This is a genomic window from Sphingobacterium puteale (genome assembly GCF_050986225.1).
GTDB classification, from domain to species: Bacteria; Bacteroidota; Bacteroidia; order Sphingobacteriales; family Sphingobacteriaceae; genus Sphingobacterium; species Sphingobacterium puteale.
In genome coordinates this window covers 4,085,379-4,110,387 of sequence record NZ_CP158959.1, presented here as the reverse complement: position 1 = coordinate 4,110,387, position 25,009 = coordinate 4,085,379, and the positions used below count along the sequence as shown (strand labels likewise).

Genomic DNA, 25,009 nt, shown 5'->3' with positions numbered 1-25,009 from the left:
TTTGATTTAATCCGTTCCTTATTCTTTTCCAGTCGAACCCATGCCAGAATTCACCATCGACGAATATCGCGAGTTTGTATTTTTTTATTACGATATCGGGAGTGCCGGGAAGGGATTTGTTGTGCAGTGGAGTTGCTAACTTAGTCGGCAGATCAAGTTAAGAACAATAAAATATCTTAATTTTGAAATAATGATTAAAGTCCGTAAAAAGTACGATCGCATTTTTAAAGAGCGAGCAGTTGAATTAAGTAAAAACAGGAAAAATCTTTCTGAGCTAGCTCGTGAGTTGGGAATCTCTGCTGCCCAATTATATAAGTGGCGTAAAGAGTCAGAAGAGTTTGGATCAGGAAGTTTCCCCGGGAATGGAAATATGAAGCAAATGCCAGAACAAGAGCGGATTAGTTTCTTGGAAAAAAAACTTAAAGACTCAGAACTGGAACTAGAAATACTAAAAAAGGCCATAGGCATCTTTTCCAAGAGCGATCGGTAATATATAGTTTTATCAAGCAACATCAGGGGCTATATTCGATTGAAAAGATGTGTAAAGTTATGGGCGTTGGATCTAGAAGCTATTATGCTTGGCAAAAACGGTCCCAACAGACAAAAAGCAGGAAATGTAGCAATCTGGAGGACAAGATAAAGGCTATTTATTTCGATAAGAAACAACGGTATGGCAGTCCTAGAATAACTGCGGAGCTGTTGGATGATGGAATTAAAGTTTCTAGAAATACAGTCGCTAAGTATATGAAAAATATGGGGCTACGGAGTAAAATAGGCAAGAAATTTAAAGCTACAACCGATTCAAAACACGCACATAAAATAATGGACAATGTATTAGACCGAAATTTCAAAGCTTCAGAGCCTTCAAAAGTCTGGGTATCTGATATTACTTACATCCATACCAAAGAAGGTTTTTTATATCTAACCACCATTCTGGATTTATATGACCGCAAATGTATTGGTTGGAGTATCAGTGATGGGATGAAAACTGAAGAAACTTCATTGGTGTAATCGGTAAATCAGAATACACAACTTTTGGCAATTTAGCGTGCAGCAAAAATGGCAATAACGGTGCAGCGTTTTTGGCAATAACGGTGCAGCGTTTTTGGCAATAAGGAATGCAGCATAATTGGCACTAATCAATACATAGTTCATCTTTTGGGACGCGGTGTCCCAAAAGAAAAAACAAGCTTTGTCGGAGCAAAAAGACAAAGTTATTTATGAACTATTATTTAAGTAAACTTATGACCTATCATGAGGTTCACAGAATGCATCGGGAAGGCAGTTCGATTCGCAGGATTTCCGAACATCTCGGTCTGAACTGGCGTACTGTAAAAAAGCTTCTGAGCAAAGACGACCGAAGTTACCAAAAAGAACTGGAAGCGCCCCCTTCCAAGAAAAAGTTATTGGATCCCTACCGTGATTTCGTAAAGGAAAAGCTGTCGCTGTATAACGATACCTCAGCGGCCCAGATGCATGACTGGCTCAGGGAGCATTACCCTGACTTTCCGCAAGTCAGCCCCAAGACCGTATTCAACTTTGTTCAGGGTATCCGGGCGGAGTTCAACATCCCCAAAGAAGTGAGCGGCCGCGATTTCCAGATGGTCGCGGAGCTTCCCTATGGTGAGCAGGCGCAGGTTGACTTTGGTTTTTACAACATGACCACTACGCGCGGTAAGCAGAAAAAAGTACAGTTTTTTACCTTCATCCTCTCCCGGAGCCGCTATAAGTTTGTTGTTTTCAGCGATGTGCCCTTTACCACGGCTATGGTGATCGCTGCCCATGAAGAGGCCTTTCGGTTTATCGGCGGAGTGCCCCGTGAGATCGTCTATGATCAGGACAGGTTATTTATGGTATCGGAAAACCTCGGTGACATCGTCCTGACCTCCGAGTTTTCCAGCTATGTACGCGATCGTGGCATCAAACTTCATTTCTGCCGTAAAGCCGACCCCCAGAGCAAAGGGAAAGTGGAGAATGTGGTCAAATACGTAAAGCAGAACTTTCTCTACAATAGGCCTTACCGTGACCTGGATACGCTCAACGATGAATGCCGGGCCTGGCTTTTCCGTACGGCCAACAATCTGCCCCATGGTACCACGAAACTTATCCCACTGGAAGAACTGCACCGCGAACAGCTATTGCTGGAAATGTGGTATGAAATAGCCCCGCAGACTCCGGTAAAAAAGCTTTACGCTGTCCATAAAGACAACAAAGTGTCGTATAAAGGCAATTTCTATAGTGTCCCCATCGGCACCTACAACGCGGGAACCATTAAAGTGCAGCTGGGCGAACTTGCGGGTAAGCTGCTCATCCGGGATCTCTGTGGAAAAGAAATATGCACGCACGATATATGCAGCCTTAAGGGCAAAAAGATCATACTGCGCAGCCATGGCCGGGACATGGAGCCTAAAATAGCAGAAATAGTAGATCGGATCTCTGATCTGTTTGAAGATCCGGGTAAGGCAAAGCAGTGGATACTGGCCATAAAACTTCACAAAAAGCGGTATATACGGGATCAGTTGCAGATGGTCGAGCGTACTGTAAAGGATAACAGTGCTGCACATATATCGCGCGCACTGGATTATGTACATGCCAACAACATCCTGAGCGCTACGGATTTTAAAGCCTATCTGGAATACATCCGCTCGGAAAAAAAGCAGGAGCCTGAGCTGGATACCAAGATCATACGGCTCAACCCTCTGGATGGAAACAGCAGTACACCATTGGATATTGAACCCCAGAAAAGTGACTTAGATGATTACGAGGCGCTTTTCGGCTGCAACTAAAACAATCGCTCCCTGTCGTTGCTTCGACAGGGATATATAAATCTTATCAGGCAATAACTATGGACAATCAAAAACAACAGGTAAAACAACTTTGCGCCGACTTCAGGCTTTCAGCGATAGCTGCCGGCCTGGATGATATCCTATCGGGGGCAGAAAATGAGCAGATAGGCTATCTGGAATTACTCTCCCGTCTTTTCAGGGCCGAGCAGCAGCACCGCCGGCAAAGGGATGAGAGCAGACGGATGAAATCTGCTTCTCTGCCAAAAAACAACGACCTCTCGCTCTACGAAGCCAAACGTAACGGGCTTACCGACAAACGGCTCGCTGCACTACGGGAACTTAACTGGATCGACCAGCTGTTTAATCTCGTGCTGATGGGACCCAGTGGAACTGGAAAAACAATGCTTGCAGCAGGCCTGGCAAGAGACGCTGTCAAGGCAGGCTATCATGTGTATTTCAGGACGATGGAAGAGATCGTTTCTACCTTAAAGACCAGGGACTTTGTACGTTCACAGGCTGCTGAATACAAAAAAATGCTGCGGGCGAGCCTCATCGTTATTGATGATGTCATGCTGTTCCCTCTGGAAAAAAATGTCGCGGTCGCTTTCTTCAATTTCATCAACCAGATCTACGAATCTACCTCCATCATTGTAACGACAAACAAGAAGCCGACAGAATGGGCTAAAATGCTGGAGGATGAAGTTATTGCAACGGCACTTTTAGATCGGATATTGTTCCGATGCGAAGTGATAAACCTCACAGGGGAAAGCTATAGAATGCAGAATAGAAAAACGTTCTTGGACAAGTAAATTTTATAGCATACTTTTGGAATGGATTGTGTATTTATTAGTGCCGAAAATGCTGCACTCCAACTTACCAATTATGCTGCATTTTTATTTACCATTTACAATTGGCAGCTTGGAAAATGGCAATTAAGCACCGTAAACTGTCTCCTGGTCTAATTTTTCATTCGGACCGTGGCGTACAATATGCATGTGAAAAATTTAGTAACACGTTAGATTCCTATAAAATCATAACAAGAAGTATGAGTAGAAAAGGTAATTGCTGGGATAATGCAGTAGCAGAAAGCTTCTTCAAAACGCTAAAATCCGAGCAGATTTACGGTAATAAGTTGATTACCAGGGATCAGATGAAAGCAGAACTATTCGAATACATAGAAATCTGGTATAATCGAGAACGTCGTCACTCCACATTGGGAAATCTTACAATTGAGCAATTTAATAACAAAGAGCAAAAAATTAAAAAAGCTGCTTAACTAGCTGAAGTAGTCAAGACTTAATCTGACAGTTGGGTGTTCTTAAAAATTGTCAGATTGCCAATTCGAATATAGTGATGTTTCTTCAAAATCTAAAGATTTGACTTGTTGCTTATTCTCCTGTATTGGATAAGTAACAAGTTGATCTTCTTTTAGTGTCTCCAGCATCTTTTGCTTTGCCAAATGAATTGTATCGTCAAAGGTCTGCATAGGTGTCTTCCCAAAGCAGTACTTTCCAGTATGGGTACGATCCTGATTATAGTAAGCCATCCAACGATCTAGATCATTTTGGAGTTCCTGAATGCTACGATATACCTTCTTTCTGAATGCAACTGCATAAAACTCATCTTGAATAGTGCGATGGAAACGTTCACAAATGCCATTTGTTTGGGGGCTTTTTGCTTTGGTTTTCGTGTGATCTATATCTTCGATTGCTAAATAGAGCTGATACTCGTGCTGATCTCTTACACCACAGTATTCTGTTCCGCGGTCTGTTAATATCCTTAACAATCTTATATCGTGTTGCTCGAAAAATGGCACCACTTGGTCGTTTAATATATCTGCGGCAACTAATGCATTCTTGCGATCATACAGTTTTGTAAAAGCGACTTTGGAATAGGTATCTATGAAAGTTTGCTGATATATATGTCCGACTCCTTTAATATTCCCAACATAATAAGTGTCCTGAGCTCCTAAATATCCAGGATGATACGTTTCTATTTCGCCGTGTGCCTTTTTTTCTTCTTTAGCTTTCTCCAGTACGATAAGCTGGGCTTCCGTCAAAACAATACCTTCCTGTGCCGATTTTGCTTCTAAGGCCTTTAATCGAAGCTTAAAAGTTTGCAAATCATGGCGCATCCATATACTCCTAACTCCTCCAGGTGATATCAATATCCCTTGCTTTTTTAACTCATTAGATACCCTTAATTGACCTAAAGCGGGTTGGTCTATGGCCAAATCCACAACAGCTTTTTCAATATGCTCTTCTACTCGGTTCTTTAATATAGGCTTTCTTCTAGAAAGTTCCTGAAGTGCAAGCTCGCCTCCTTGATCATACAATTCTTTGAATCTATAAAAGCTGTCTCTGGAATAGCCCATTACTTTACAGGCTCTTGATACATTTCCTAAATGCTGGGCAAGTTCTAAAACACCCAGTTTGTTCTTGATGATTTTTTCTTGTGTCGTCATAACTCTAATCTATTTTACAGTTGTTAATTTATTGTAACTGTCAGATTAAGTCTTGACTACTTCAAATAATTAAATTAAGTAAACCATAGTTCTCTATTACAATGACCTGGTAACATATTTATCAACAATTATTTTGACCTCCTTTTCCTGTTCTCGTAAAGGATAATATACCTCAAGGCTAAATACTTCTTTTCCGCCCCTGATATCGATTGTTTTCTCAATTGCAATGCGATTATCAACTCTCAATAGCTCCATCTTTAACATTTCCTCGTCTTTTTGCGTCAATTTATCAATTAATACGATTTTGTAATCAAACATGTCTTTATACCTAGTTTTTTTGGAGACAGAATCAATAAGATTTTTTACAGATGCGGGGTATTTTGCGGAACGCACTTTATCTAATAGAGTATTTAACGTTGTTTCATTAATTTCAGTTAATAAAAGATTAATAACCGACTCATAATCAGTTTTTACACTCAACGCGTGCATACTTGCTAGAGCCATATCATTTTGTTCAACTTTAAGCAAGCTTACTTCCTTTGAAAGATCACTAACCAATCCACTAAATCGTTCGACTTCTGAAACACGTTGTTTTATTATATCTTCTTTTGCTTCAACATCGGTTTGCAACGCTTTAATTCTGTCGTTTAATTCTTGCAGCTCCTTATTTTCAGCACGAGCATTGTTCAATTTGATTTGAGCTCTTACTATATCAATTTGGGCTTCTAAAGTGCTAGCTTTAATTTTTGCTTGATTCACTATGCGATAGTGTATTGGAACATTATTTACTGCATCAATAAATATATCGAACCATTTTAATACTGTAGTATACAAGAGGGCAATGAGGAATGGAATAAGTAATGCAAATGTTTTGGAATTGTCATCTGGATAAAATGTTGCTTCAATATAATTTATTTTTTCTTCAATTATTTTAGAAGAAAAGATCAGACAAGTGAAGGCCTTCCAATTTACGAAAATAGCTGATATAAAATATGAACTTATAAATGGGTGTGCGGTACGCTGTCTTACTGGTTCAATAAATATATCAGTAAATTTTTCTATATTTTTAGAAATAAAGGTGTTATTATTTTCGTTCATTTTTCTTTAATATTATAATTAAAACGGCAATTCACTATAATCGTAATGATAGCCAGTTACTCCATCAATAGCTTCTAAAATATTGATGAAAGCTGTAGTAAATTCAATCCCAGGGTTATTTATACACACCTCCATTAATTCCTGATTTACAGGATACGTAAATCTAGGATCTAAATTTTTCTTAATTTTATTACCCAATGTTCTTATGGCTTTGCTCAATGAGCTTTCTATAGAGCTTTTTTTATTTACAATTATTTCTAAAGTAAATATAATATAGTCTCGTTCCGTATCTGATATTTTTTGACTTTGGTTAGTAGTCATTTTAGAATTATTATATAAATCATTTTCTAATTTATCCAGCTTGTTCAAAATAATTTCGAAACCATCTTGTTGCTCCTTGGGCAAACTCTTGATTTGAGCAAATTGATTCAATGCATCATAAATAGGATTACTGATCTTTTGCTCTACTTCGTCATTAGATAAACAAACTTCGATCGCATTTTCCAGCATAGGTTTTATTTCATCTACTCCTTTCATTGAGTCATCATAAAATAATGTTCTTTGATCTACGATGTCGAAAGGGAGTTTTGTACCTCTTTCGGCCATTGTAATTACACTTTTCCCAAAAGAGTGTCGAATAGCTAATTCATACATAACATTTGGGTTCACGCCAGTTAAATTTGCTATAACAAGATCGCAATTCACTATTTTGTCAATAATTTGCTTATTAATAGAGCCGGATTTATTAATATAATGAGCCGGAATAGGTATGAAACCAAATTTCTTTAAAACAGGCGAAAGTACCGATTGGATCAATCCTTCGGTTTTATTAAAAATTTCTGAACCAACTGACCCTATTGGTGTGATAATAAAACATTCTTTTACTCCAGTTGAGAACGCACTATTCTCAATTTTGTTCGATTGTTGCGTATCTCGCGGCTTTGCTGTCATAATTTTATTAAAAAATAATTATTAGTTTGATTTGTTATTGCAGACATCTCAAAAGAAATAATAATGTCCAAACCACTTGACTTCAAATACTGAGGACTTCCAACAATAAGTTTTCATATATGTTTCTCGATCCCTGTTGAAATATTGTTTAGCTTAAAAATGGCCTAATAAATGATTGCCGAATATACAAAAAAAGTGTTCCACACAAATCAAGGTTAATTTAAATATATTACACTAGGACTGGCAATCTATTGAAACAATTCTTTGGCCCTATTTTCTAAATTATCTATTAATATGTTAAATGGTAATCTTGGATTCTTTGAAATTTCCTGAATTATTATATATCTTATTCTTCTACATAACAATGGAAGGATTTTTTCTAGTTTTATGTTTTGATCCTCATTTATTATACCAGAATGTACATAAAAATTTCTGTGGCTATAGGCCTCAACTAGAATATTATAGTAGTATTCTTTAGCTATAGAATAGAATTGTTTATCTAAATCAATCTTATATTCTCTCAAGAGAGCTTGGAGAAATTCATCGGGAATCGTTTTTATTTCTTTTGGAATCTTTCTTCTATTTAACATTTTGTAAATCTTAAATTCCAGCTCATGTGAGAATAATGATTTATCAACTGAACTATTGAAAAGCGAAAACATGTATTGTAACGAATGGAAAATCCTATCCAATTGAAATTGTCTTTCATTTAAAAGTATAATTGAGGAAGTAATGTCTTTAATTCTTTTATTTTGCTGCTTGCAAGAAAATAATGCCTCAAGATATATCCAATAATCTACCATTGAGGAATTTTTGCTTGCATTTACGAAAAGCGGTTCTAAACTTAAAAACCAAAATTTCGCATTACTATCTTTAACTTTAGCTAGTAAATTAAACGGGTTATATTTTAACTGTTCTAAAATATCATCGGGAAGTTCCCTATGTAATTTGGAACTCCACAGCCCACCTATATATTTCCATCTCAAATTTGTAATAAATAAATTTCCGGTTATGTCAATATTAAGTTCTCTTTTGCAAACAGAAGACAAAAAATTAACATGCTCAGCTGTCTTTAGTTTCATCCTTTGAGAAATAGAATCCCGTTTCCACCAGGTTAATTTGGAACAGATAAAAATGAAATTATCTCCTTGAAATAAGCTTTCTTGAAATTTATTGTTTACTCTCTCCCGTATTTTCAAGATTTTCGGATGTGACTTTCCTAAAAAATGTACACCATTATAAGAAAAGTCAAAATCGTCAGGAAAATCACCTCCAGATAATCGCATTATTACAATTCCACTTTCTATATCTTTCCTGACTATACTGATAATACCCAAAATTTGGTTTGAAAGCGACTTTTCTTGATCAAATTTCTTCCTGTCACGTAATGTCTTGATGTGTTCGGGATAAGGGAAAGCATACCTTCTATCAAAGGTGTTCACCATTAAAGAATGAATCTCATTCAGGGTCTTACCAGAATAAAACCCTCCAGAAATAATTAATCGGGCTAAAAGATCCAATTGGGAAATATGATTATGATCTTGCAAAGACTTTTCGCATTGAAAGATAGTCATTAGACACTTGTGTAGTCTATTAGGCATATAATGTTCAATCTCAATTATAAGGTCTTTGACAGCCTGCTGGAATTTTGAGCTATCAATAATTGAAAATTTTTCTTTTTTTTCTTTTTCAGTTAGCTTATTATAGAGATCAATATTTTTCTTCGTCTTCTCAAATTCTTTATACTCATTCCATATAATCTCTTCATTAAACAAGGGATTTTTAAAATATATATCCATATTTGGAAGTCTATACTCTTTATCATTTGTTAAATGAAAATCGATCTTTTTTAATAGCGATAGTTGACTTTCCAGCTCAAACAGAACTGTACTGCCTGCGTTACTGAGAAAATAATTGAAACTCGAAATAAAGTAGTTAACTTTTTCCTCGATTAACTTATTGGTGTTTGTAATTCGCATTTTATACTTTATTATCCTGTATCCCCAAAAGTCTAGAATTCTATTTTATTTTCTCAATAATCCCACCTATTCCAGGCATTGTAGGAGAAGAATCTTCTTTTAATAAACCAGTATCGGAACGACTAAAAAGCGCTTGCATCACAATTTTCCTTTCGTCTTCTGAAAACTCACTTTGGTTTATTAACGATATATATAGATAAGTAAGCTTCTCCCTTTCCTCAGCATCTCTTGCTAGGTGAAGATTACTAAAAATATACTTCATTAAAGATTTTGCGATGATAAAATAGATAGATATGAAAATTACAAAGATTATGGACCATCTGATAGCTCGCCCCTTGTCTCCCGTGAAAATAGATTCCATTAAATCAGCAGGTGTTAACCATAACAATGAATAAATGCCCAATGCAAATGCAATAGAAATTGACCCTAACCATATCATGAGTTTATTTGCAGACGATTTCAAGTCTTTAGCTTTATCCTTCCAATATTTTACAGGTTCTTGAAGTTTTAATAATTCTGCGTATTGCTTTTCTAGAGACTTTACCTTTTCCTCTGATTTAACGCAGAAATTTTCAAAATCGCCTTTATGGCTTATCATCCATTGATTCATTGAATCTTCTGAGTTTTTTTGATACTTTGTAAGTGCTTTTAGATGTTCTTGATAATTTTCTTCTGTATCCTTTAGTTTTTCTATTACTTCATTTTCACAATTGTTGACTAAATTTTGAAAATCGTTTCGAAGTTTATTGAAAGATTTTTTCTCTTGTTCTCTGCGCTTGAAAATATGGGAATTTGTCTGATTTTGAAATTCGTATGCATTTAAGTAGCCTTCTAGAGCATTTTTAGTACTAACTGAAAGAGATTGGTTAGTTAGATAGTTAAAGGCAGCTAAGAAGCTATCTCTATTTCTTTTTTCCAACTCTATTAGAAAGCGCACTTCTGGAAATTCTGCGATAAACACAAATTGATTTGGTTGTAGGGAAGCCTGATAATTTCGCTTTAAAAACGTTGAAATTTCATAGCCCTGGTAGTTATCCGATAAAACATTATTATTAAGAAAACTCTCAAAGTTCCTTAATCCATTTTTAAAGTAAACTACAGAATCATTGAAATTACTACCAATTTCAGATTTTAAATTATCCCAATTTCCGCTTTCATCTCTAAAAAATTTGTAGATATTATATATGCCTTTTAAAGATAGATTGTAATTTCCGACATTGAAAGTCAAATTCAACTCAAAATTATTCAAATCATCAATTTTTGGCGACTGAGTAATTATATCTCGCACTTGTTTTAACTCCATATGTAAGGTTAATAATGATTATATATTAAAATTACAAAAAATATCAGGATTTTGAACTTGCTTATTTATTTTTCAACTTAGCAGAAGTAAGAGAATAGACCCCATGAAGGACTTGGGAATCTCACACCAACGTATCCGGCCTATGAACTACATACCTTCTGATTTCTTGAAGTTTTGGGGATAAAGATTGTTTAGGTTTTTATGGTTTATGGAAGCTATATTCTGCAGGGCATATTTTATCCACTGAAAAGGATTTATCTTGTGTTTTTTACAGATAGCAAAGAAAGAATATATCATTGCAGCCCGCTGTGCTGCCTCATGGCTTCCTGCAAAGAGGTAGTTTTTACGGCCGAGCTTATGCAAAGTTTTACATAAGCTGGGTTATGCATAGCTGGTGATTATGTAAAGTGCAGCGTGATATTCCGCTCGTATTTACTGCAGTCGACCTTTTTATGGTGGCCTACTTTGCATAATAACTGGGGTTGTTTTATTGATAATCATCGGATCAAAAGTGTTTAAGCCAATCCAACAGGTTGTCATTTGACAGCCAAACCGGTTCCCCTTGCGGTGCTACTGATTTGTAGGCTTTCTCGATCGCCTCTCGTTTAGCCCGCGAATCAGCCCTGGCATAAACCTCTGTCGTCTGGACTGAAACATGCCCAAGTATATCACGGATATATACCAGATTGACCCCGGCCTGTAGCATGTGCATAGCTTTGGAATGCCGTAATACATGACAGCTGATCTTTTCGGGCCAGTAAACGTCGGTTTTTTTCTTGGCCATATCGGCATACTTGAATAAGATATGGTTTACGCCGGCCCGGGTGAGTTTATCTCCGCGGCTGTTAAAGAACAGGGGGTGTTCATTATTGCCATCCAGATCAAGCCGGTGTTCGGCGATGTAAGGCTTTAACAGCCTGACCTGTTCTTCCAGCATGGGAACAATGCGTGTCTTGTTGCCTTTTCCGGTAATACGGATCGTATTCAATACGTCAAGCCTCAAGCTGGACGGAGTAAGATCGATAACCTCCTGTACCCGTGCGCCGGTGTCATACATCAGTGAAAGCAAAGCTAGGTCACGTCTGCCCCGGGCGGTGCGGATATCAGGTTGCTCTAATAATGCTTTTATTCCCTCGACCGTCAAGTAGTTCATCGGAACAGTCGCTTTATGCTTCATCGGTATGGACAGTATTTTCTGGCATTCATACAAATGCTCAGGTTGCTGATACTGGATATAACTGAAAAAAGAGTGTATGGCAGCTAACCTTGCATTCCTGGTTGCATTACCATTGTTCCGTTCCACCTGTAGCCAGTCCAGGAAACCGACCACAGCGCTTTGGCTGATGGCGCTTAGGGTAAGCCTATTTACCGGTATCCCTTGTGCGGACATGTAGCCGATGAACAGAACGAAAGTGTCCCGGTAAGCACAGATCGTATTCTTGCTGGCACCCCGTTCGTGTACCAAATACCCGGTCAGAAATCCTGACAGGTATTTCGAAAAGTCAGTAGGTGTCATAGCCGGTGGTATTTGGAAAAACGTTGATGCAGATCTTATCGATGTCCTTTAACAGGCCTGGATACATGGTGGACACGAGCCTGACGTAGTGATTGGTAGACGCTATTGCTTTATGTCCCAGATAGGTGGCCAACACAGGTAACGTACAGTAGATGTCTTTACCTTGTTCTGCCATCATCGCCAGCGAGTGGACACTAAAGGTATGCCGCAGGGCATGCGGCGTTACGCCGCGGCCTGCAGGGATACCCGCGCGGGTTAACAACCTGCTAAACCATTTTCCGAGCATATCGCGTGATATCCTTCTGCCGTCAGGTGCGATGAAAAAACGGTCATCTTTTATCAGTCTGGCCGGTAGTTTGTCTCTGTAGAAAGCATATTGCTTCAACACAGTTGCCATTGAATCTGAAAAGGGGATAGCCCGTTCCTGCCCATTCTTACTGTCGCGTACAATGATATACTGGTCCTCCAGGTCAACATCCTTGACCGATAAGGCTAAAGCTTCGCCGCCTCTTAATCCGGTGGCGTACAGCAACCTTAACAGGGCAGGCATGGCGAACATGGTTTGGCGTGTCCCTTTCGAGATCCGGTAGTCGTCTGCGGCATCAAAAAGTGTTTTCAGTTCGGCTTGAGTATATATATGTGGCGCGAAATCCGGTTTGAAGACTGGCGGGCGCATAACATATGAACGAATACCCTTTTCATTAAGGAATGTCGCAAGCAGGTTGATCAGCACAGCCCGGTGGTAATTGTAGGAACCGGATAAGTTTGCGCCTGCTTTTAACCAGGCCTGTGAAAGCTCGGCGGTTATGCCCACTTGCGTTTCGCCGCGCTTTATCGTAAATCGGTCAAAAATGCCCAGTATGGTCTCTTCTGTTCCTTGCTTAAAGCCCAGTTGCCGTTTGTCGGCCAGGTATTGCTCCAGATAGGGCGCATAGATACCTGCGAATTGCTTACGCATAAAAATGGCCTCCTTTCTGTTCGTAAAAGGAACTGGGTACCGGTGGTGCATCTAACATACACTGCTTCATCGACGTCAGGTCTATGCGCAGATAATATCGCGTTGACGCAGAATCCTCGTGGCCCAGTACTTCAGTGATCACCGGCATAACTGTGCTTTGTTCTAAAAGCAGGCTTGCCAAACTGTGCCGAAGTGCGTGAGGGCCGTGACGCCTGTGTTCGATGTTAATGCCAGAAGCAATAAATGCTCTCTGAACGACACCAGTGACCGAAGTGCCGTAAATCCGACCAACCGGTGAACGGCCCGTTAAGAACACGAAAGGCTCACCTGAAGCCGGCCTGGCGTATTTGAGGTAGTCGATGATCGCTTCACCGACATCGGCAAGGAGCGGCAGCTGTAGCAACCGGCCCGTTTTATGCTGATTGAATGAGATAAGGCTTTGTTCCCAAAGGATATTTTCAAACTTAAGCCCAGCAATATCGGATGCCCGCAGACCGAGCCTGCAAGCCAATAAAACCATTGCGTAATTGCGTTTACCACATGGCCTTGAACGATCGGTCACCGAGATCATGCGCTGTATTTCATCCACTTTATAGGTGGATGGCAGACGTGCTTGCTTGACATATTTGTCTTTCGGAACGAACATCGAAGAATCGACCTTTAGCCGTCCCTGGCCAAACAAATACTTCAAAAAGCCACGGATCGCCCGTAAGGTCATATGGGCTACACTTGGTTTATGCCTGTCCAATGTCTTTAGATACTCCAGAATGATGACCTTGTTGACCTTGCCCATAGCGTTAATGTTCTGGTCCTTCAGGTATAATAAAAACCTGCTCAGATAATGCTCATACTCTTTGGTGGTAGATGGCTTTAATCTCATGGATTCCTGATGCCTGATAAAGTGCTTCATCTGCTTGCCAATGGTCCCATCGAGCACGATGCGCTCTTTGTAACTTACTAAGGTACCGGTGTCGTAAAACTCGCATAGTACGTTGATGATCTTCACCACATCTTTGTCCCGCTTGGGAAGAGTCGCATAATCAAACCCGCCAAACAGATCGAGCAGGTATTGCTTGCCGATGTTCGAGTTAAACTCAGTGATACCCTTGCTTGTTAAATGCAGGTGCATTCGCCGCCAGTGGTACCGATACCACTTAACGGTACCGTCTGCCCTCAGCAATTTGTTTTTCAGGACTTCGCCGGCATCAAAGATCAGTTGATTGAAAGAGTGGCTTATCCTACTCAGATTTCTCATGACTGGTTGTTTTTAACGGCCACGACATTGTGACCATTAAAAACAACATATGATTATGTAAAATGATTTCTGCCATTACAAAACTTATACCCGCCTTTTGAAAGGTTACTTTGCATAACCGTAAGCTATGCATAACCTAGGGCAACAGGACGAATAGCATTTTCCACAAGATTATTATCAATAAGCAGATTACCGTCATATAAATATGCTGATAGCGCATCCCATCTTGCATAAGCATAGTGGAGTTCTTAACTTGATCTGCCGACTAAGTTAGCAACTCCAGGTTGGAATTGCAACAATAAAATGGACACTTAGTTAAGCTGCAATATTTTGTTTATTTATTTTTCTAGCAAACTCCTCTGGTGATAAGTATCCTAAGGCAGAATGTTGTCTTTTTCGGTTGTACCATGTCTCAATATATTCAAAGACAATAAGCGCAGCTTGCTCTCTGTGAGCGAATTTATGCTGATATACACATTCCGCCTTAAGTGTCTTGAAAAAACTTTCGGCCACAGCATTATCCCAGCAATTCCCCTTTCTACTCATACTTCTTATGATGAGTGGATTTTTTTCCAGTATAGAGCTGAACTCATGACAGGCATACTGTACTCCTCGGTCAGAATGGAAGATTAGTTTCCGGGTGATTGGCCTTGCTTTTTGTGCCATTTTAAAAGCTGAAATCACCGTATCTACCGCATTCATAGTCTCACTTAAAGCCCATCCGATTACTTTTCGATCTCCCAGATCGATTACTGTTGTCAGATACAGCCATCCCTGCTGCGTTTTGATGTAGGTGATGTCTGATACCCAAACCACACCAAGTATTCCCGGTTTAAAATCACGGTCCAATATATTATCCGGTACCGAAAACTTGTGGGTAGAATCTGTGGTCACCTTAAACTTTTTCTTGACAATACTTCTTAAGCCTACCTTTCTCATCAGTTTGGCAACCCTCACTCTGGATACTTTGATATTCTTTTTGTGCAGTTCCCGGGTAATACGTGGACTGCCGTAAGTTTTCTTACTATTTACAAATGCATCCTGGATTTCCATAGCAAGCTTTTGGTTTTCAACACTTCTCTTTGAAGGGATGCCCTTTAAAAAGTTGTAATAGCCGGCTCTGCTCACCTTGAACACCTGACACATCTTCTCGACTGTAAATATTTCACTATTGTCCCTTATGAACCTGAATATTTGGTGTCGCTCTTGGAGAAGATGCTTACAGCCTTCTTTAATATATCCCGTTCTATCTGTGTATCCCGAAGTTCTTTTCTTAATCGTGCTAACTCCTGTTCGCCTTCATTCAGGATAACTTTTCCATTACCGGGGAAACTACTCCCTTGTTTTACAGAATGTTCCTTTCGCCACCTATACAACAATGCCGGACTAATATCCAATTCCCTAGCCAGCGCACTAAGGTCACTACGTGTGTTGCTCAGTTCAACACTCATCAGTTTGAACTCTTTGGTATAAACTTTTCTTTCTCTTGACATAAGTCTGTTAAGTTATTAAATTCTCTTAACTTAATGTCCATTCAAATGTAGCAACTTCAGGTTTCCAAGAGCAAAAAATGAAATGTATTTGCTGGGAGTTAGCTACCAATGATTATTATTATAGATATGATAGATATACAAAGAAACCTTTAGGGGAATGCTCTACTTATAAAGAAAAAAGAGAAATTTATATGGACTTACTCAGTGCTATAAAGCAGCTAATGCCAGATTACAACCCCGAAATTGACCTAAACAAAAGTGACTTGAGGCGAAAAACTTTCTCTGATATTAGGGATTTGTTGATTAATTCAAATTTATCCACTTGGTCAGAAAGATCTTTTTTTGATTTTGTTAGTGGTGGTGCATTTTTTACAAACGCTCAATTCGCAACGCAAAATGAGTTGTTCGTAAATGTCTTACAGGATAAATATTCTTTGTTATATAATCATAGAAATCGCTGTGCTCATAACACTTTGTCATATCAGGAAAATTTACCTACCCTAAAAACACTTTTTACTATAAATCTTAGGGATGATAATTATTTTGTTCGATTTGGATTACTTATTTTGATAGATTATATATTTATTGAGCTTTTTAGAAAGTATGAAGAAATTTTGGAATAACATTCAAAATTTTGGGGTAGCTGTTTGCAATCTAATGATTAATCGTCCTTAGTTTTTCCAATATTGTTAGATCCTTATTATTCTTAAATAACTTAATATACATATGGGATTTCGTTTCCTATTTCCTTCCTTATCCTTATCTTTAGACAATATTTGATAAGTTCGTAGATATAGAATAAGGTAAGCTTCTTATAGTGAGATAAATAGTAAAAACCTGGAGAATTTACACTGTTTTTACTGATTAAAATAGAAAGAAATGATAGATGATCTAAGCTTATTTTGGTGAAAAAGGTATAGATACCACTTTCCGCTAAATAGGATTAGATGGTAATACTTGGGGTTGATAAAATAAATGGTGCAATTATAAGTGAGCTTTTGGCTAGAAAGGGCTAGAACTAATTGAAGGTAAAAAGCAATGATTCAATATACTAAAAATCAGGAAAAAGCTATTAACACAATCGACCAAAATCTCCAGGTCATTGCTTGTGCAGGTTCAGGAAAAACTCAAGTTATTTCTCAGAGGATAGTTAACATTCTTAAATCAAAGGAAGATGTTCATCCTTCAAATATTATCGCATTTACTTATACAGAGAAAGCTGCCGCAGAATTAAAAACAAGGGTGCTCAAATTATGCCGAGAGCAATTGGGAAATATTAAAGGTCTATCAGAAATGTATATCGGAACTATCCACTCTTGGTGCCTACAAGCTATTCAAAACAATATTTATGAATATCAGAAATTTACTGTACTTGATGAGATCAAGCTAAAACTATTTGTAGATAAGTATTATCATAAAATGGGAATGGGAGAGGTCGGTATGGAAAGGTATAACGATACAGGTCGTTTCATAGCAATAATGAGTATACTTCGGGAGACTGAAATTACGGAAGGAAAAGAGATTAGTCAGGAATGGATGGATGCACAATCAAGATATGAATCCACCTTAAAATCAAGTGCCTATTTTGATTTTACCATGATTATGACTGAAGCTATTCTAAACCTCAGAAGCAATTCAGTTTTTAGGGATAAAATTCAGTCTAAGCTTAGATATCTCATTGTAGACGAATATCAGGATGTCAATCCAATTCAGGAAGAACTCATCTTCAATCTTACGGAATTAGGGGCCAATATTTGTGTTGTTGGTGATGATGATCAGACCATATATCAATGGCGTGGTGGCGATGTCAGGTACATTCAAACATTTAGCCAGCGGTACCCAAATGTCTGCTACATAAAACTTGAAGATAATTTCAGAAGTACAAAGGGGGTAATTGAAACGGCGTTAAAGTGTATCCTAAACAATACTGAAAGACTTCCTAAAATAATGAATGCATCTGGGCACCAAAGGTTTGAACTGAATGATATTATATACAATCAATTTGATGAATTAGACCAAGAGAATCAATTTATTGCTGATACTATAAGGAAAATACGAAGAGAAAATGAGAGCGTTGCATTTCAAGATAAGCAAGATTCCAAAGCAAGAGGTATTGATTATTCCGACATGGCAATTCTTATCCGCACTTGGCGTAAAGCTGAATCTATAATGCATACGCTACAGGAAAAAGGTATCCCTTTTGTTGTCAGTGGAGTTAATGAGCTTTTTCAGAGACCAGAAATAAAAGCTGCAAGGGCTTTGTATGAGTTTCTAAGTGGTGAATTAGAAGAAGATTCACTTAAACTATATTGGGAATCTGTATCTAATAATATTGATGAAGCAAGCCTAGACTTTGCGATAGCAAACCTAGCAAAAAAAATACCTAAAACGAATGCATACTATGCAACCTTTTCAATACAAGGGATTTTTTGGGATTTCATCGAGAATGCAAAACTGACAGAAGAAACGTTCTTTGATCCTGCCCATGATGACATCATTGGTAATGAGATTAATGAGGTCATCTTCTATAATTTTGGTATGTTCAGTCAAATAATTAATGATTTTGAGTCAATTCATTTCACTGATAAACCTATTTATCGTTTAAAAGGCTTTCTCAATTTTCTAAAGTTCTCTGCTGACGGTTATTATCCAGAAGGATGGCTCAATAATTCTTATAAAACACCCAACGCTGTTCAGATAATGACAATCTTCCAATCAAAAGGATTAGAATTCCCGGTTGTTTTTATTCCGGGGATGAATAAAAACTATCTACCTATTAAGAGGCCTGGAGGTAAGCAAATTTGGCACTTTATTGATAAAGATTTAATTAAAGATCAATATCGTTATGAAACTAATGTGGATGACGAAAGAAGGTTGATGTATGTTGCCATCACCCGCTCTCAGAAATACCTCTTCATCTCCAGAGCAAAAGAGAATAAACTATATCAGAAGGAGTCGGTATTCTGCAAAGAAATAAGCAATTCAGACTATCTAATATCAACAACTGCGTTTGATTATTCCACTAAGCGAATGGCCATACCAGAATCTAAAAAGGAGACGAATTCAATCCTTTTAAATTTTTCGGTGCTTAAAGCATATTTTGACTGTCCATATCGATTCAAACTGATTTCACTATACGGTTTCAATCAGCCGATTTCTGCGCAGGTTGGCTACGGTAAATCTTTGCATAATATTCTAATGGAAATGCACAGACGTCATTTAGATGGTGAGATTATTGACGAATCACAAATTGCACAGTATGTAGATAGACATCTACATTTGCCCTATGCACATGATCAAATCTTTCAAGATGTTCGCGATAGCTCAATTAAGGTAAGCCTTGAGTACTTAACAGCCAATAGAGAGGATTTTGATAGCATAGAATATGCAGAAAAGGAAATTCAAATTGATTTAGGTGATGGGATTATGGTTAATGGTAGGATGGACTTAATCAAGAAAAAAGACTTAGATGGTACTTACGTTACCACCATTATTGATTTTAAAAGTAAGGACGATATACAAACCAAAGAAATTACAATGGAACAGCTTTCTATGTATGCTGTTGGTTATAAAGAGCTTACTGGTGAGGTTGCGGATTATCTACAAATATTTTCACTCGACGAAGTGCAACATAGGAAACATACACAGCCTTTAGCTAATGAAAAGATTGCGGAGATCAAAACCAAAATAATAAAATCCGCCAATGATATTAGAGGGAACAAATTAGCTAAAACTTATAATGTTAAAGCTTGTGCATCTTGCTATCAACGCAAATTGTGCTCAGGAGCAAAGCATTAAAATGGATATGGAAAGTATTATTCAAATTGTTTCCATAATACCTTGGGTCCGGGGATGATAACAAATAGTAAAGGTACAGTTACGATAAAAAAATAGAAGAACAAAGATTTTAGAGGTCAAATATGTCAAAAAAATATAGTGGATCATTAACCCTTGAATGGTATAACAAGCAAAAGGCTATAATTAGCCTAAATGAAAATGCTATTAAATCTTTCTCGGACACAACTTCACCTAGAATAAATTGGATAAACAAGGATGAAGCACTTTTTTATGAGTTATCTGAAAAAAAAGGTGTTGGTAATATTCCATTTTGGGTAGATCGTGATGATATAAGAGTAAAAGAAGCTAGGCCATTGTCATTTCAAAAAGCCTATTACTCTTCCGTAGATGACAAAGCAAGTTTTACTTCTGGGGCGAATGAAGTCTTTACAGTAGACGAAATTATCGATGAAAAAGAAACAAAAGAAATAGATAACATTCTTATCAAAGGGGATAATCTTCTTGCACTTAATAGCTTAAAAAAGCTTTTTAGTAGTAAATCCGATTCTGATAAAGTTAAGTGCATCTACATAGATCCTCCGTATAACACTGGTAAGGCATTTGAACATTATGAGGATAATTTAGAGGCTTCAACTTGGTTAACTATGATACGTGACCGAGTTTCTATTCTTAGAGAACTGTTGAGATCAGACGGTGTCCTATTTATTCAACTAGATGAGAAATTTATTTTTCATCTAAAACTCCTTCTTGATGACGTTTTTGGTCGCCATAATTTTGTTAATTTTTTCACCGTAAAAACTTCTGATCCATCAGGATTTAAAACCGTTAACCCATCACCTTATGATGGGGCAGAGTACATTTTAATGTATGCTAAATCGAAGTCTGAATATAAATACGAAACAATTTATGTTCCTTCAGAACATGATTTCGGATACAATCAGTATATTAAAAATATTGACAATAACTATTCAGAATGGGAAGTTATTGGAGTCAATCAATTTATTGCCGAACGGGAAGGGTATGAAAATACACGTGCAGCTAAAAAAGCGCTTAGTGAAGTCGTCTTTAATTCTCTAGTTTCAGATTTCGCTATAAAAAATGCCAAGTCTATATTTCAAGGTACTGCAATAGGAAATGATGCCGGTTCAGACATCATAGAGTTACGTAATAAATCTAAAAACAAAACTAATGAATTTGTTAAGCTCATCCGAGAAAACGGTGCAATCGAATATGCTTACAACGGTCGCCAAGTTTATTTCTATTCTAATAAAGTGAAAAATATTGACGGACGTATAACTCCCACAAAGCAATTAACTAATATATGGCTGGACATTCCTTATAATGGAATTTCTTCTGAAGGGGGAGTCAATTTTAGTGAAAGTAAAAAACCAGAAAGATTAATAAAGCGAATCCTTCAAATTGCTAACGTCATGCCTGGCGATCTTGTTATGGATAGCTTTAGTGGCTCAGGGACTACTATTTCTGTTGCACATAAGATGGGGGCGAAATGGATTGGAATTGAAATAGGAGATCATTGTGAAACTCTAATAATTCCTCGACTTCTGGCAATTTTGAAAGGAACAGATCAAAGCGGAATATCTCAGGAATCTCAATGGGCAGGTGGAGGGTCTTTCAAATATTATCATCTTGGCGAATCAATAATAAGTATTGACTCTGAAACTGGTAAAGGAGAATTTAACTGGTCTTTGAGTAAGAAGTTTATTCAGGAATCACTTCTACTTTCCTATGACTTTATTATTGAAGACGGTATTAAGCTGTTTCCATCTCAATTATTTCTAAGGGGAGAGGATATGCCTACGCTCGGCAAAATTTCGATCAATAGCAAATCGTTATACGGTGTAGCGTTCTTAGCAGACCCTAAAGAGTCAAATCTCACCATAACAAATGAAGAGATCAAAACGATATATACTTCTCTGAAAAAGCAAGATGACTTCAAAGGGCTAGTGATCTATACTAATAAAGGGATTGATATAGTTCAGGATAACATTCCTGAAGACTTAGATATAATTAAAGTTCCACACGCAGTATTTGCTGAATTAGAGAGATAATCATGGCCAAGAAAGTAGAGAAACCATATTATCAGCAGTTTCAGCGTACGCTGCTGTCAAAATTGGGCGATGTAAAATCGCAAATAGAACCTAGTGATACAGTTCTATTTGAATCAATATCTCCAGACGCTTCATTTCTTAAATCTCTAGAATCAGGTGTAACTAAATATCCGTTACGATACTATCAGAAGGAAGCAATTTATACACTTCACCACATCTACAAGCAATCAATTGATGTTTGTCGCTCACCAGATGAAGTGCAGAAAAATCTCCTTCGTCAGAAACGTTATGAACATATCAAGCCTCTACTTGAAAAGATAACCTCATCTAATGGACGATATGCGCCATTTATTGGTTTTGAGATGGCTACTGGATCAGGAAAAACTATGTTAATGGGTGCATCGGTTTATTATCTTTTTAAGATGCATAATATTAGGAATTTTCTTATAGTAACGCCTTCCTCTACCGAGATTTACAAAAAGACTATTCGCAATTTCACAAAAGGCAGCAAAGAAACAGTTTGGCACGATGAAGTGCCTTTCAGATTCAATCTGATTAATGGTGATAATTTCAAAGATAAAAAGGACCTTTACCATTCTGATACTGATGCAAATATCTTTATTTTCAATATTGATAAGTTTGGTAAGAATGCCACTCAGACTAAGAAGAATTGGGAAAGTTCTATCTGGAAAGATAAGGAGGGAAATACCATTAGTCTTTTAGACTTTTTAGCGAACGAGGATCTTATAATTATTACCGACGAAGCTCATCACGCGCAGAGTAGGAAGTCAAAGTCTATTATCAATGAATTTAAACCTTTGGCCGTTTTAGAGTTCACTGCAACAGCAGTTGAAACAGAAACTAACAAAGATAAAAAGAATCAAACCATTGTTTACAAATACGACATCAAAAAATTTTTAGAAGATAAGTATGGTAAACGAGTCAGGGTATTAGCGCTTCCAGGCGAAGAAGCAAAACCTAAAGGGAAAGCTAACGAATTAACAGATATCGAGAAATATAAGCTCCAAACTTTTTTCTTAGTTCATCTACTTAAAAAGAAGGCTATTACACAAGATATAGAATGTCGAGATTTAAAGTGTATTGGTTTTGTTAAGGTCAAAAATGAAATACCATTCGCTGAGAAAGTTGAGAGGTATATAAAAGAAGAATTATCAGCAGACACTGCCAGTCTTGAAGTTATAATCGAAAAAGCGAAGAAAGAGGATACCGAAACAACTAATCTAATTCTTCAAATGTATGAGACTGATTTTAGTTCGGACTTGTCTAAAATACAACAAGCAATTCAGGAGTGTGCTTCAAATTCTATTCTTCTGCATTCTCAATCAGACAAGTGGGTTAAAAAGGCATTTGATGATATTCAAAAGAATAAGGTTGAAATAGTCATCTTTATTGATATGCTTAATGAAGGAATAGATATGCCAAACGTCTATTCGATGGTTGTTATCAATGACAAAGCCACAGACTTCAAAACTTCAGTAAAACAAATTGTCGGTCGGGGAGTAAGATTAAATAAAGAACAACGTGAACATGACAACGTAGAGGACAATGACCTACTAACACACTCTGAAAAGCTACATATAGTTTGTGATAAGGGGGCCTCATTTGAGGAAGTAGTTTTACAAATCCAACATGAGTTTGGTCTTAGCGATAAGACATTCTCTATGGAACGAGGCGAAGAGCACACAATTGAGAACCCTGTTAAAAAGGAAAAGCTGAAAGGTATTCAAATTCCAAGAATTAAAATTGACTTCAAACGAAAACAGGGTATTTCAATAAAAGATGTGATTCAAAGTTATGATAAGATCATCACAGACTACACTACTGCAAATTGCTTTAATAGATCAATAGGAGATGAATTAACCAGCTTCATTAAATATACTCCAGAAAGTTTTTTCACAGAGGTAGATCTTTTTACTGACGATAAGACCTTTCATAAAATGGGTGAAGACCAGAATTGGAGTTATGACAAGCTGGTCATTACTGACAAGGATATAAAAGAAATCTATGGTCGTGTATTGGCTAGATTAAAGCCTATCCCAGACGTACCTAAAACATATAAGATTTTTCAGGAATACGGCAGATTACTGAATAAAACAAGATTGCGTTTTTACAATCTTGATGAAATAGATTATAAGCTAGCAGTCCAAAGATTTAAAGACAGCTTTGTTTACTTTTACATCCATTATGTAGAGAACGAATATTTTGAACTTGATCTTGACACTCTTGATTCAGAGTCAAACACTTGGCTACTTCAAAATGAATTTAAATCTTACAAAATCAAAGTCCGTAAAAAAGATATTGAAAATAAACTAAGAACCTCAATAGACAAAAAGGAACTAATAGGCAGAATCAAGGATGGTTACTATTTCTATGGTTATGAAAATTCGGCTTACGATTATGACAAATTCGATTCTTTACCTGAAAAGCAGCTTGCGGATTATATAAACCAATTAATTGAAAAAAATCCAGAAGGAGAGCCATTTTGGATTCGTAATGAACGCAACATATTCTTTGAATATGGTACACATAAATACTATCCAGATTTCATTTTCTTTTATAATAAAATAATCTACGTAATTGAGATTAAAGGTGAGGCATTCTCAAATACCAAAAAGAATCGTCTCCTTTTGGAACTTAACAATGTACCTAGTATAGGTAAGGTAGGAGGCTATAAAGGTGTGGTGGTCTTTCAGGTTCAAATGTCAAAGCTAAAGGACCTTACTAAATCATTTGACGAGTTTATAAATGAGGCAGAGGCATACTTTGGACAAGTGCAGTCCAAATCATCCCTTATTCCCGAATCGGAGATTGATGATGCGCTCAAATTTAATAAATTCATACCTGCATATGATGCTTCAAGAGCTTACAAAAAGTTTGTACAGAAAAAAGACTCTGATCCAAATGGTTGGATTGAGGTAAAACAAGCAGAATATCCTGAGTCGGTATTTGCTACAATGGTAAAGGATGATGATTTAGGTGCTGAATTGAAAAATAAGTGGATTCTATTCAACTCAGAAATTCCTTTTTCAATAGATGAGATTCTCAGTAAAGAAATAGTGTGCTATCATCCCTCTATCAATGATGAACTGTATAGCAAGAAAATTACAATCAAAGTATTTGAGGTGAAGGAGGAGAAGCTGAAAGTTGGAATGTTTGACCAGAGCAACAAAATTATCCATTTACAAGACATAAAAGAAAATGTAAAGATCGAAATATCAAAAGACCTGACTGAATTCAAGGTAATTGGAATTAAATATCAATGATTAGAGAGGGATATTCAGAAAAACCCCATCTATTTAATAAATAAATAGTTGGGGT

General features: G+C 37.2%; 18 protein-coding genes and 2 pseudogenes. 9 read left to right on the top strand and 11 right to left on the bottom strand.

Annotated elements, in window-relative coordinates:
• Positions 1 to 190 precede the first annotated feature (190 nt).
• The 5 genes from ABTV71_RS17420 (at position 191) to ABTV71_RS17400 (ending at position 4,062) form a co-directional block, all read left to right on the top strand.
• On the top strand, positions 191 to 490 hold the full coding sequence (locus ABTV71_RS17420; protein WP_433900458.1) for a transposase: 300 nt from the start codon (positions 191 to 193) through the stop codon (positions 488 to 490).
• Positions 490 to 1,011: an IS3 family transposase gene (locus tag ABTV71_RS17415; RefSeq protein WP_433903716.1), complete on the top strand. Its 522-nt coding sequence runs from the start codon at positions 490 to 492 to the stop codon at positions 1,009 to 1,011. The genes ABTV71_RS17420 and ABTV71_RS17415 overlap by 1 nt, the downstream gene beginning before the upstream one ends.
• Before the next feature lie 209 nt (positions 1,012 to 1,220).
• Positions 1,221 to 2,786 (top strand): IS21 family transposase, encoded by a 1,566-nt coding sequence (gene istA / locus ABTV71_RS17410; RefSeq protein WP_433900457.1) that lies wholly within the window; start codon positions 1,221 to 1,223, stop codon positions 2,784 to 2,786.
• Positions 2,787 to 2,845: 59 nt separating this feature from the next.
• Positions 2,846 to 3,595, top strand: a complete 750-nt coding sequence (gene istB / locus ABTV71_RS17405) for an IS21-like element helper ATPase IstB (RefSeq protein ID WP_286851113.1) — start codon at positions 2,846 to 2,848, stop codon at positions 3,593 to 3,595.
• Positions 3,596 to 3,831: 236 nt separating this feature from the next.
• On the top strand, positions 3,832 to 4,062 hold the full coding sequence (locus ABTV71_RS17400) for an IS3 family transposase (RefSeq protein ID WP_147430323.1): 231 nt from the start codon (positions 3,832 to 3,834) through the stop codon (positions 4,060 to 4,062).
• 42 nt (positions 4,063 to 4,104) lie between these two features.
• Here the strand turns inward: ABTV71_RS17400 and ABTV71_RS17395 are convergent, their stop codons facing one another.
• From ABTV71_RS17395 to ABTV71_RS17345, 11 genes and pseudogenes are all read right to left on the bottom strand, one after another.
• Positions 4,105 to 5,250, bottom strand: coding sequence for an IS481 family transposase (locus tag ABTV71_RS17395; RefSeq protein ID WP_433900456.1), 1,146 nt, complete (start codon positions 5,248 to 5,250; stop codon positions 4,105 to 4,107).
• 96 nt (positions 5,251 to 5,346) lie between these two features.
• Positions 5,347 to 6,348 (bottom strand): coiled-coil domain-containing protein, encoded by a 1,002-nt coding sequence (locus ABTV71_RS17390; RefSeq protein ID WP_433900455.1) that lies wholly within the window; start codon positions 6,346 to 6,348, stop codon positions 5,347 to 5,349.
• 18 nt (positions 6,349 to 6,366) lie between these two features.
• Positions 6,367 to 7,299, bottom strand: a complete 933-nt coding sequence (locus ABTV71_RS17385; protein ID WP_433900454.1) for a hypothetical protein — start codon at positions 7,297 to 7,299, stop codon at positions 6,367 to 6,369.
• Positions 7,300 to 7,547: 248 nt separating this feature from the next.
• Complete coding sequence (locus ABTV71_RS17380) at positions 7,548 to 9,278, bottom strand: hypothetical protein (RefSeq protein ID WP_433900453.1); 1,731 nt, start codon at positions 9,276 to 9,278, stop codon at positions 7,548 to 7,550.
• A gap of 40 nt (positions 9,279 to 9,318) precedes the next feature.
• Positions 9,319 to 10,581: a DUF6161 domain-containing protein gene (locus tag ABTV71_RS17375; RefSeq protein WP_433900452.1), complete on the bottom strand. Its 1,263-nt coding sequence runs from the start codon at positions 10,579 to 10,581 to the stop codon at positions 9,319 to 9,321.
• A 147-nt stretch (positions 10,582 to 10,728) separates the two neighbouring features.
• Positions 10,729 to 10,935 (bottom strand): annotated as a pseudogene (locus ABTV71_RS17370) (IS66 family transposase); the annotation flags it as partial.
• Positions 10,936 to 11,086: 151 nt separating this feature from the next.
• Positions 11,087 to 12,097, bottom strand: a complete 1,011-nt coding sequence (locus tag ABTV71_RS17365) for a site-specific integrase (protein WP_433900451.1) — start codon at positions 12,095 to 12,097, stop codon at positions 11,087 to 11,089.
• Positions 12,084 to 13,106, bottom strand: a complete 1,023-nt coding sequence (locus ABTV71_RS17360; protein WP_433900450.1) for a tyrosine-type recombinase/integrase — start codon at positions 13,104 to 13,106, stop codon at positions 12,084 to 12,086. Before ABTV71_RS17360 ends, ABTV71_RS17365 begins: the two co-directional genes overlap by 14 nt.
• On the bottom strand, positions 13,048 to 14,310 hold the full coding sequence (locus ABTV71_RS17355; RefSeq protein WP_433900449.1) for a tyrosine-type recombinase/integrase: 1,263 nt from the start codon (positions 14,308 to 14,310) through the stop codon (positions 13,048 to 13,050). The genes ABTV71_RS17360 and ABTV71_RS17355 overlap by 59 nt, the downstream gene beginning before the upstream one ends.
• 137 nt (positions 14,311 to 14,447) lie before the next feature.
• Positions 14,448 to 14,549: pseudogene (locus ABTV71_RS17350) on the bottom strand (IS66 family transposase); the annotation flags it as partial.
• A 76-nt stretch (positions 14,550 to 14,625) separates the two neighbouring features.
• Positions 14,626 to 15,803 (bottom strand): IS3 family transposase gene (locus ABTV71_RS17345; protein ID WP_433900448.1). Its coding sequence is split into 2 segments (ribosomal slippage): positions 14,626 to 15,533 and positions 15,533 to 15,803, totalling 1,179 coding nucleotides; the frame shifts between segments, so codons are not numbered across the junction.
• Between the two features lie 77 nt (positions 15,804 to 15,880).
• Between ABTV71_RS17345 and ABTV71_RS17340 the strand changes: the two genes are divergently transcribed.
• The 4 genes from ABTV71_RS17340 (at position 15,881) to ABTV71_RS17325 (ending at position 24,954) form a co-directional block, all read left to right on the top strand.
• Positions 15,881 to 16,426, top strand: coding sequence for a hypothetical protein (locus tag ABTV71_RS17340; protein ID WP_433900447.1), 546 nt, complete (start codon positions 15,881 to 15,883; stop codon positions 16,424 to 16,426).
• A 415-nt stretch (positions 16,427 to 16,841) separates the two neighbouring features.
• Positions 16,842 to 19,601, top strand: coding sequence for an ATP-dependent helicase (locus ABTV71_RS17335; protein WP_433900446.1), 2,760 nt, complete (start codon positions 16,842 to 16,844; stop codon positions 19,599 to 19,601).
• A 122-nt stretch (positions 19,602 to 19,723) separates the two neighbouring features.
• Positions 19,724 to 21,670: a site-specific DNA-methyltransferase gene (locus ABTV71_RS17330; RefSeq protein WP_433900445.1), complete on the top strand. Its 1,947-nt coding sequence runs from the start codon at positions 19,724 to 19,726 to the stop codon at positions 21,668 to 21,670.
• A gap of 2 nt (positions 21,671 to 21,672) precedes the next feature.
• Positions 21,673 to 24,954, top strand: a complete 3,282-nt coding sequence (locus ABTV71_RS17325; RefSeq protein WP_433900444.1) for a DEAD/DEAH box helicase family protein — start codon at positions 21,673 to 21,675, stop codon at positions 24,952 to 24,954.
• The last annotated feature ends 55 nt before the right edge of the window (positions 24,955 to 25,009 follow it).

Coding starts and splice junctions, on each gene's coding strand:
- ABTV71_RS17365 (WP_433900451.1), bottom strand. CDS start 12,097: ATGACACCTACTGACTTTTCGAAATACCTGTCAGGATTTCTGACCGGG.
- ABTV71_RS17340 (WP_433900447.1), top strand. CDS start 15,881: ATGAAATGTATTTGCTGGGAGTTAGCTACCAATGATTATTATTATAGA.
- ABTV71_RS17375 (WP_433900452.1), bottom strand. CDS start 10,581: ATGGAGTTAAAACAAGTGCGAGATATAATTACTCAGTCGCCAAAAATT.
- istA (WP_433900457.1), top strand. CDS start 1,221: ATGAACTATTATTTAAGTAAACTTATGACCTATCATGAGGTTCACAGA.
- ABTV71_RS17390 (WP_433900455.1), bottom strand. CDS start 6,348: ATGAACGAAAATAATAACACCTTTATTTCTAAAAATATAGAAAAATTT.
- ABTV71_RS17325 (WP_433900444.1), top strand. CDS start 21,673: ATGGCCAAGAAAGTAGAGAAACCATATTATCAGCAGTTTCAGCGTACG.
- ABTV71_RS17335 (WP_433900446.1), top strand. CDS start 16,842: ATGATTCAATATACTAAAAATCAGGAAAAAGCTATTAACACAATCGAC.
- ABTV71_RS17355 (WP_433900449.1), bottom strand. CDS start 14,310: ATGAGAAATCTGAGTAGGATAAGCCACTCTTTCAATCAACTGATCTTT.
- ABTV71_RS17380 (WP_433900453.1), bottom strand. CDS start 9,278: ATGCGAATTACAAACACCAATAAGTTAATCGAGGAAAAAGTTAACTAC.
- istB (WP_286851113.1), top strand. CDS start 2,846: ATGGACAATCAAAAACAACAGGTAAAACAACTTTGCGCCGACTTCAGG.
- ABTV71_RS17395 (WP_433900456.1), bottom strand. CDS start 5,250: ATGACGACACAAGAAAAAATCATCAAGAACAAACTGGGTGTTTTAGAA.
- ABTV71_RS17360 (WP_433900450.1), bottom strand. CDS start 13,106: ATGCACCACCGGTACCCAGTTCCTTTTACGAACAGAAAGGAGGCCATT.
- ABTV71_RS17400 (WP_147430323.1), top strand. CDS start 3,832: ATGAGTAGAAAAGGTAATTGCTGGGATAATGCAGTAGCAGAAAGCTTC.
- ABTV71_RS17330 (WP_433900445.1), top strand. CDS start 19,724: ATGTCAAAAAAATATAGTGGATCATTAACCCTTGAATGGTATAACAAG.
- ABTV71_RS17385 (WP_433900454.1), bottom strand. CDS start 7,299: ATGACAGCAAAGCCGCGAGATACGCAACAATCGAACAAAATTGAGAAT.
- ABTV71_RS17420 (WP_433900458.1), top strand. CDS start 191: ATGATTAAAGTCCGTAAAAAGTACGATCGCATTTTTAAAGAGCGAGCA.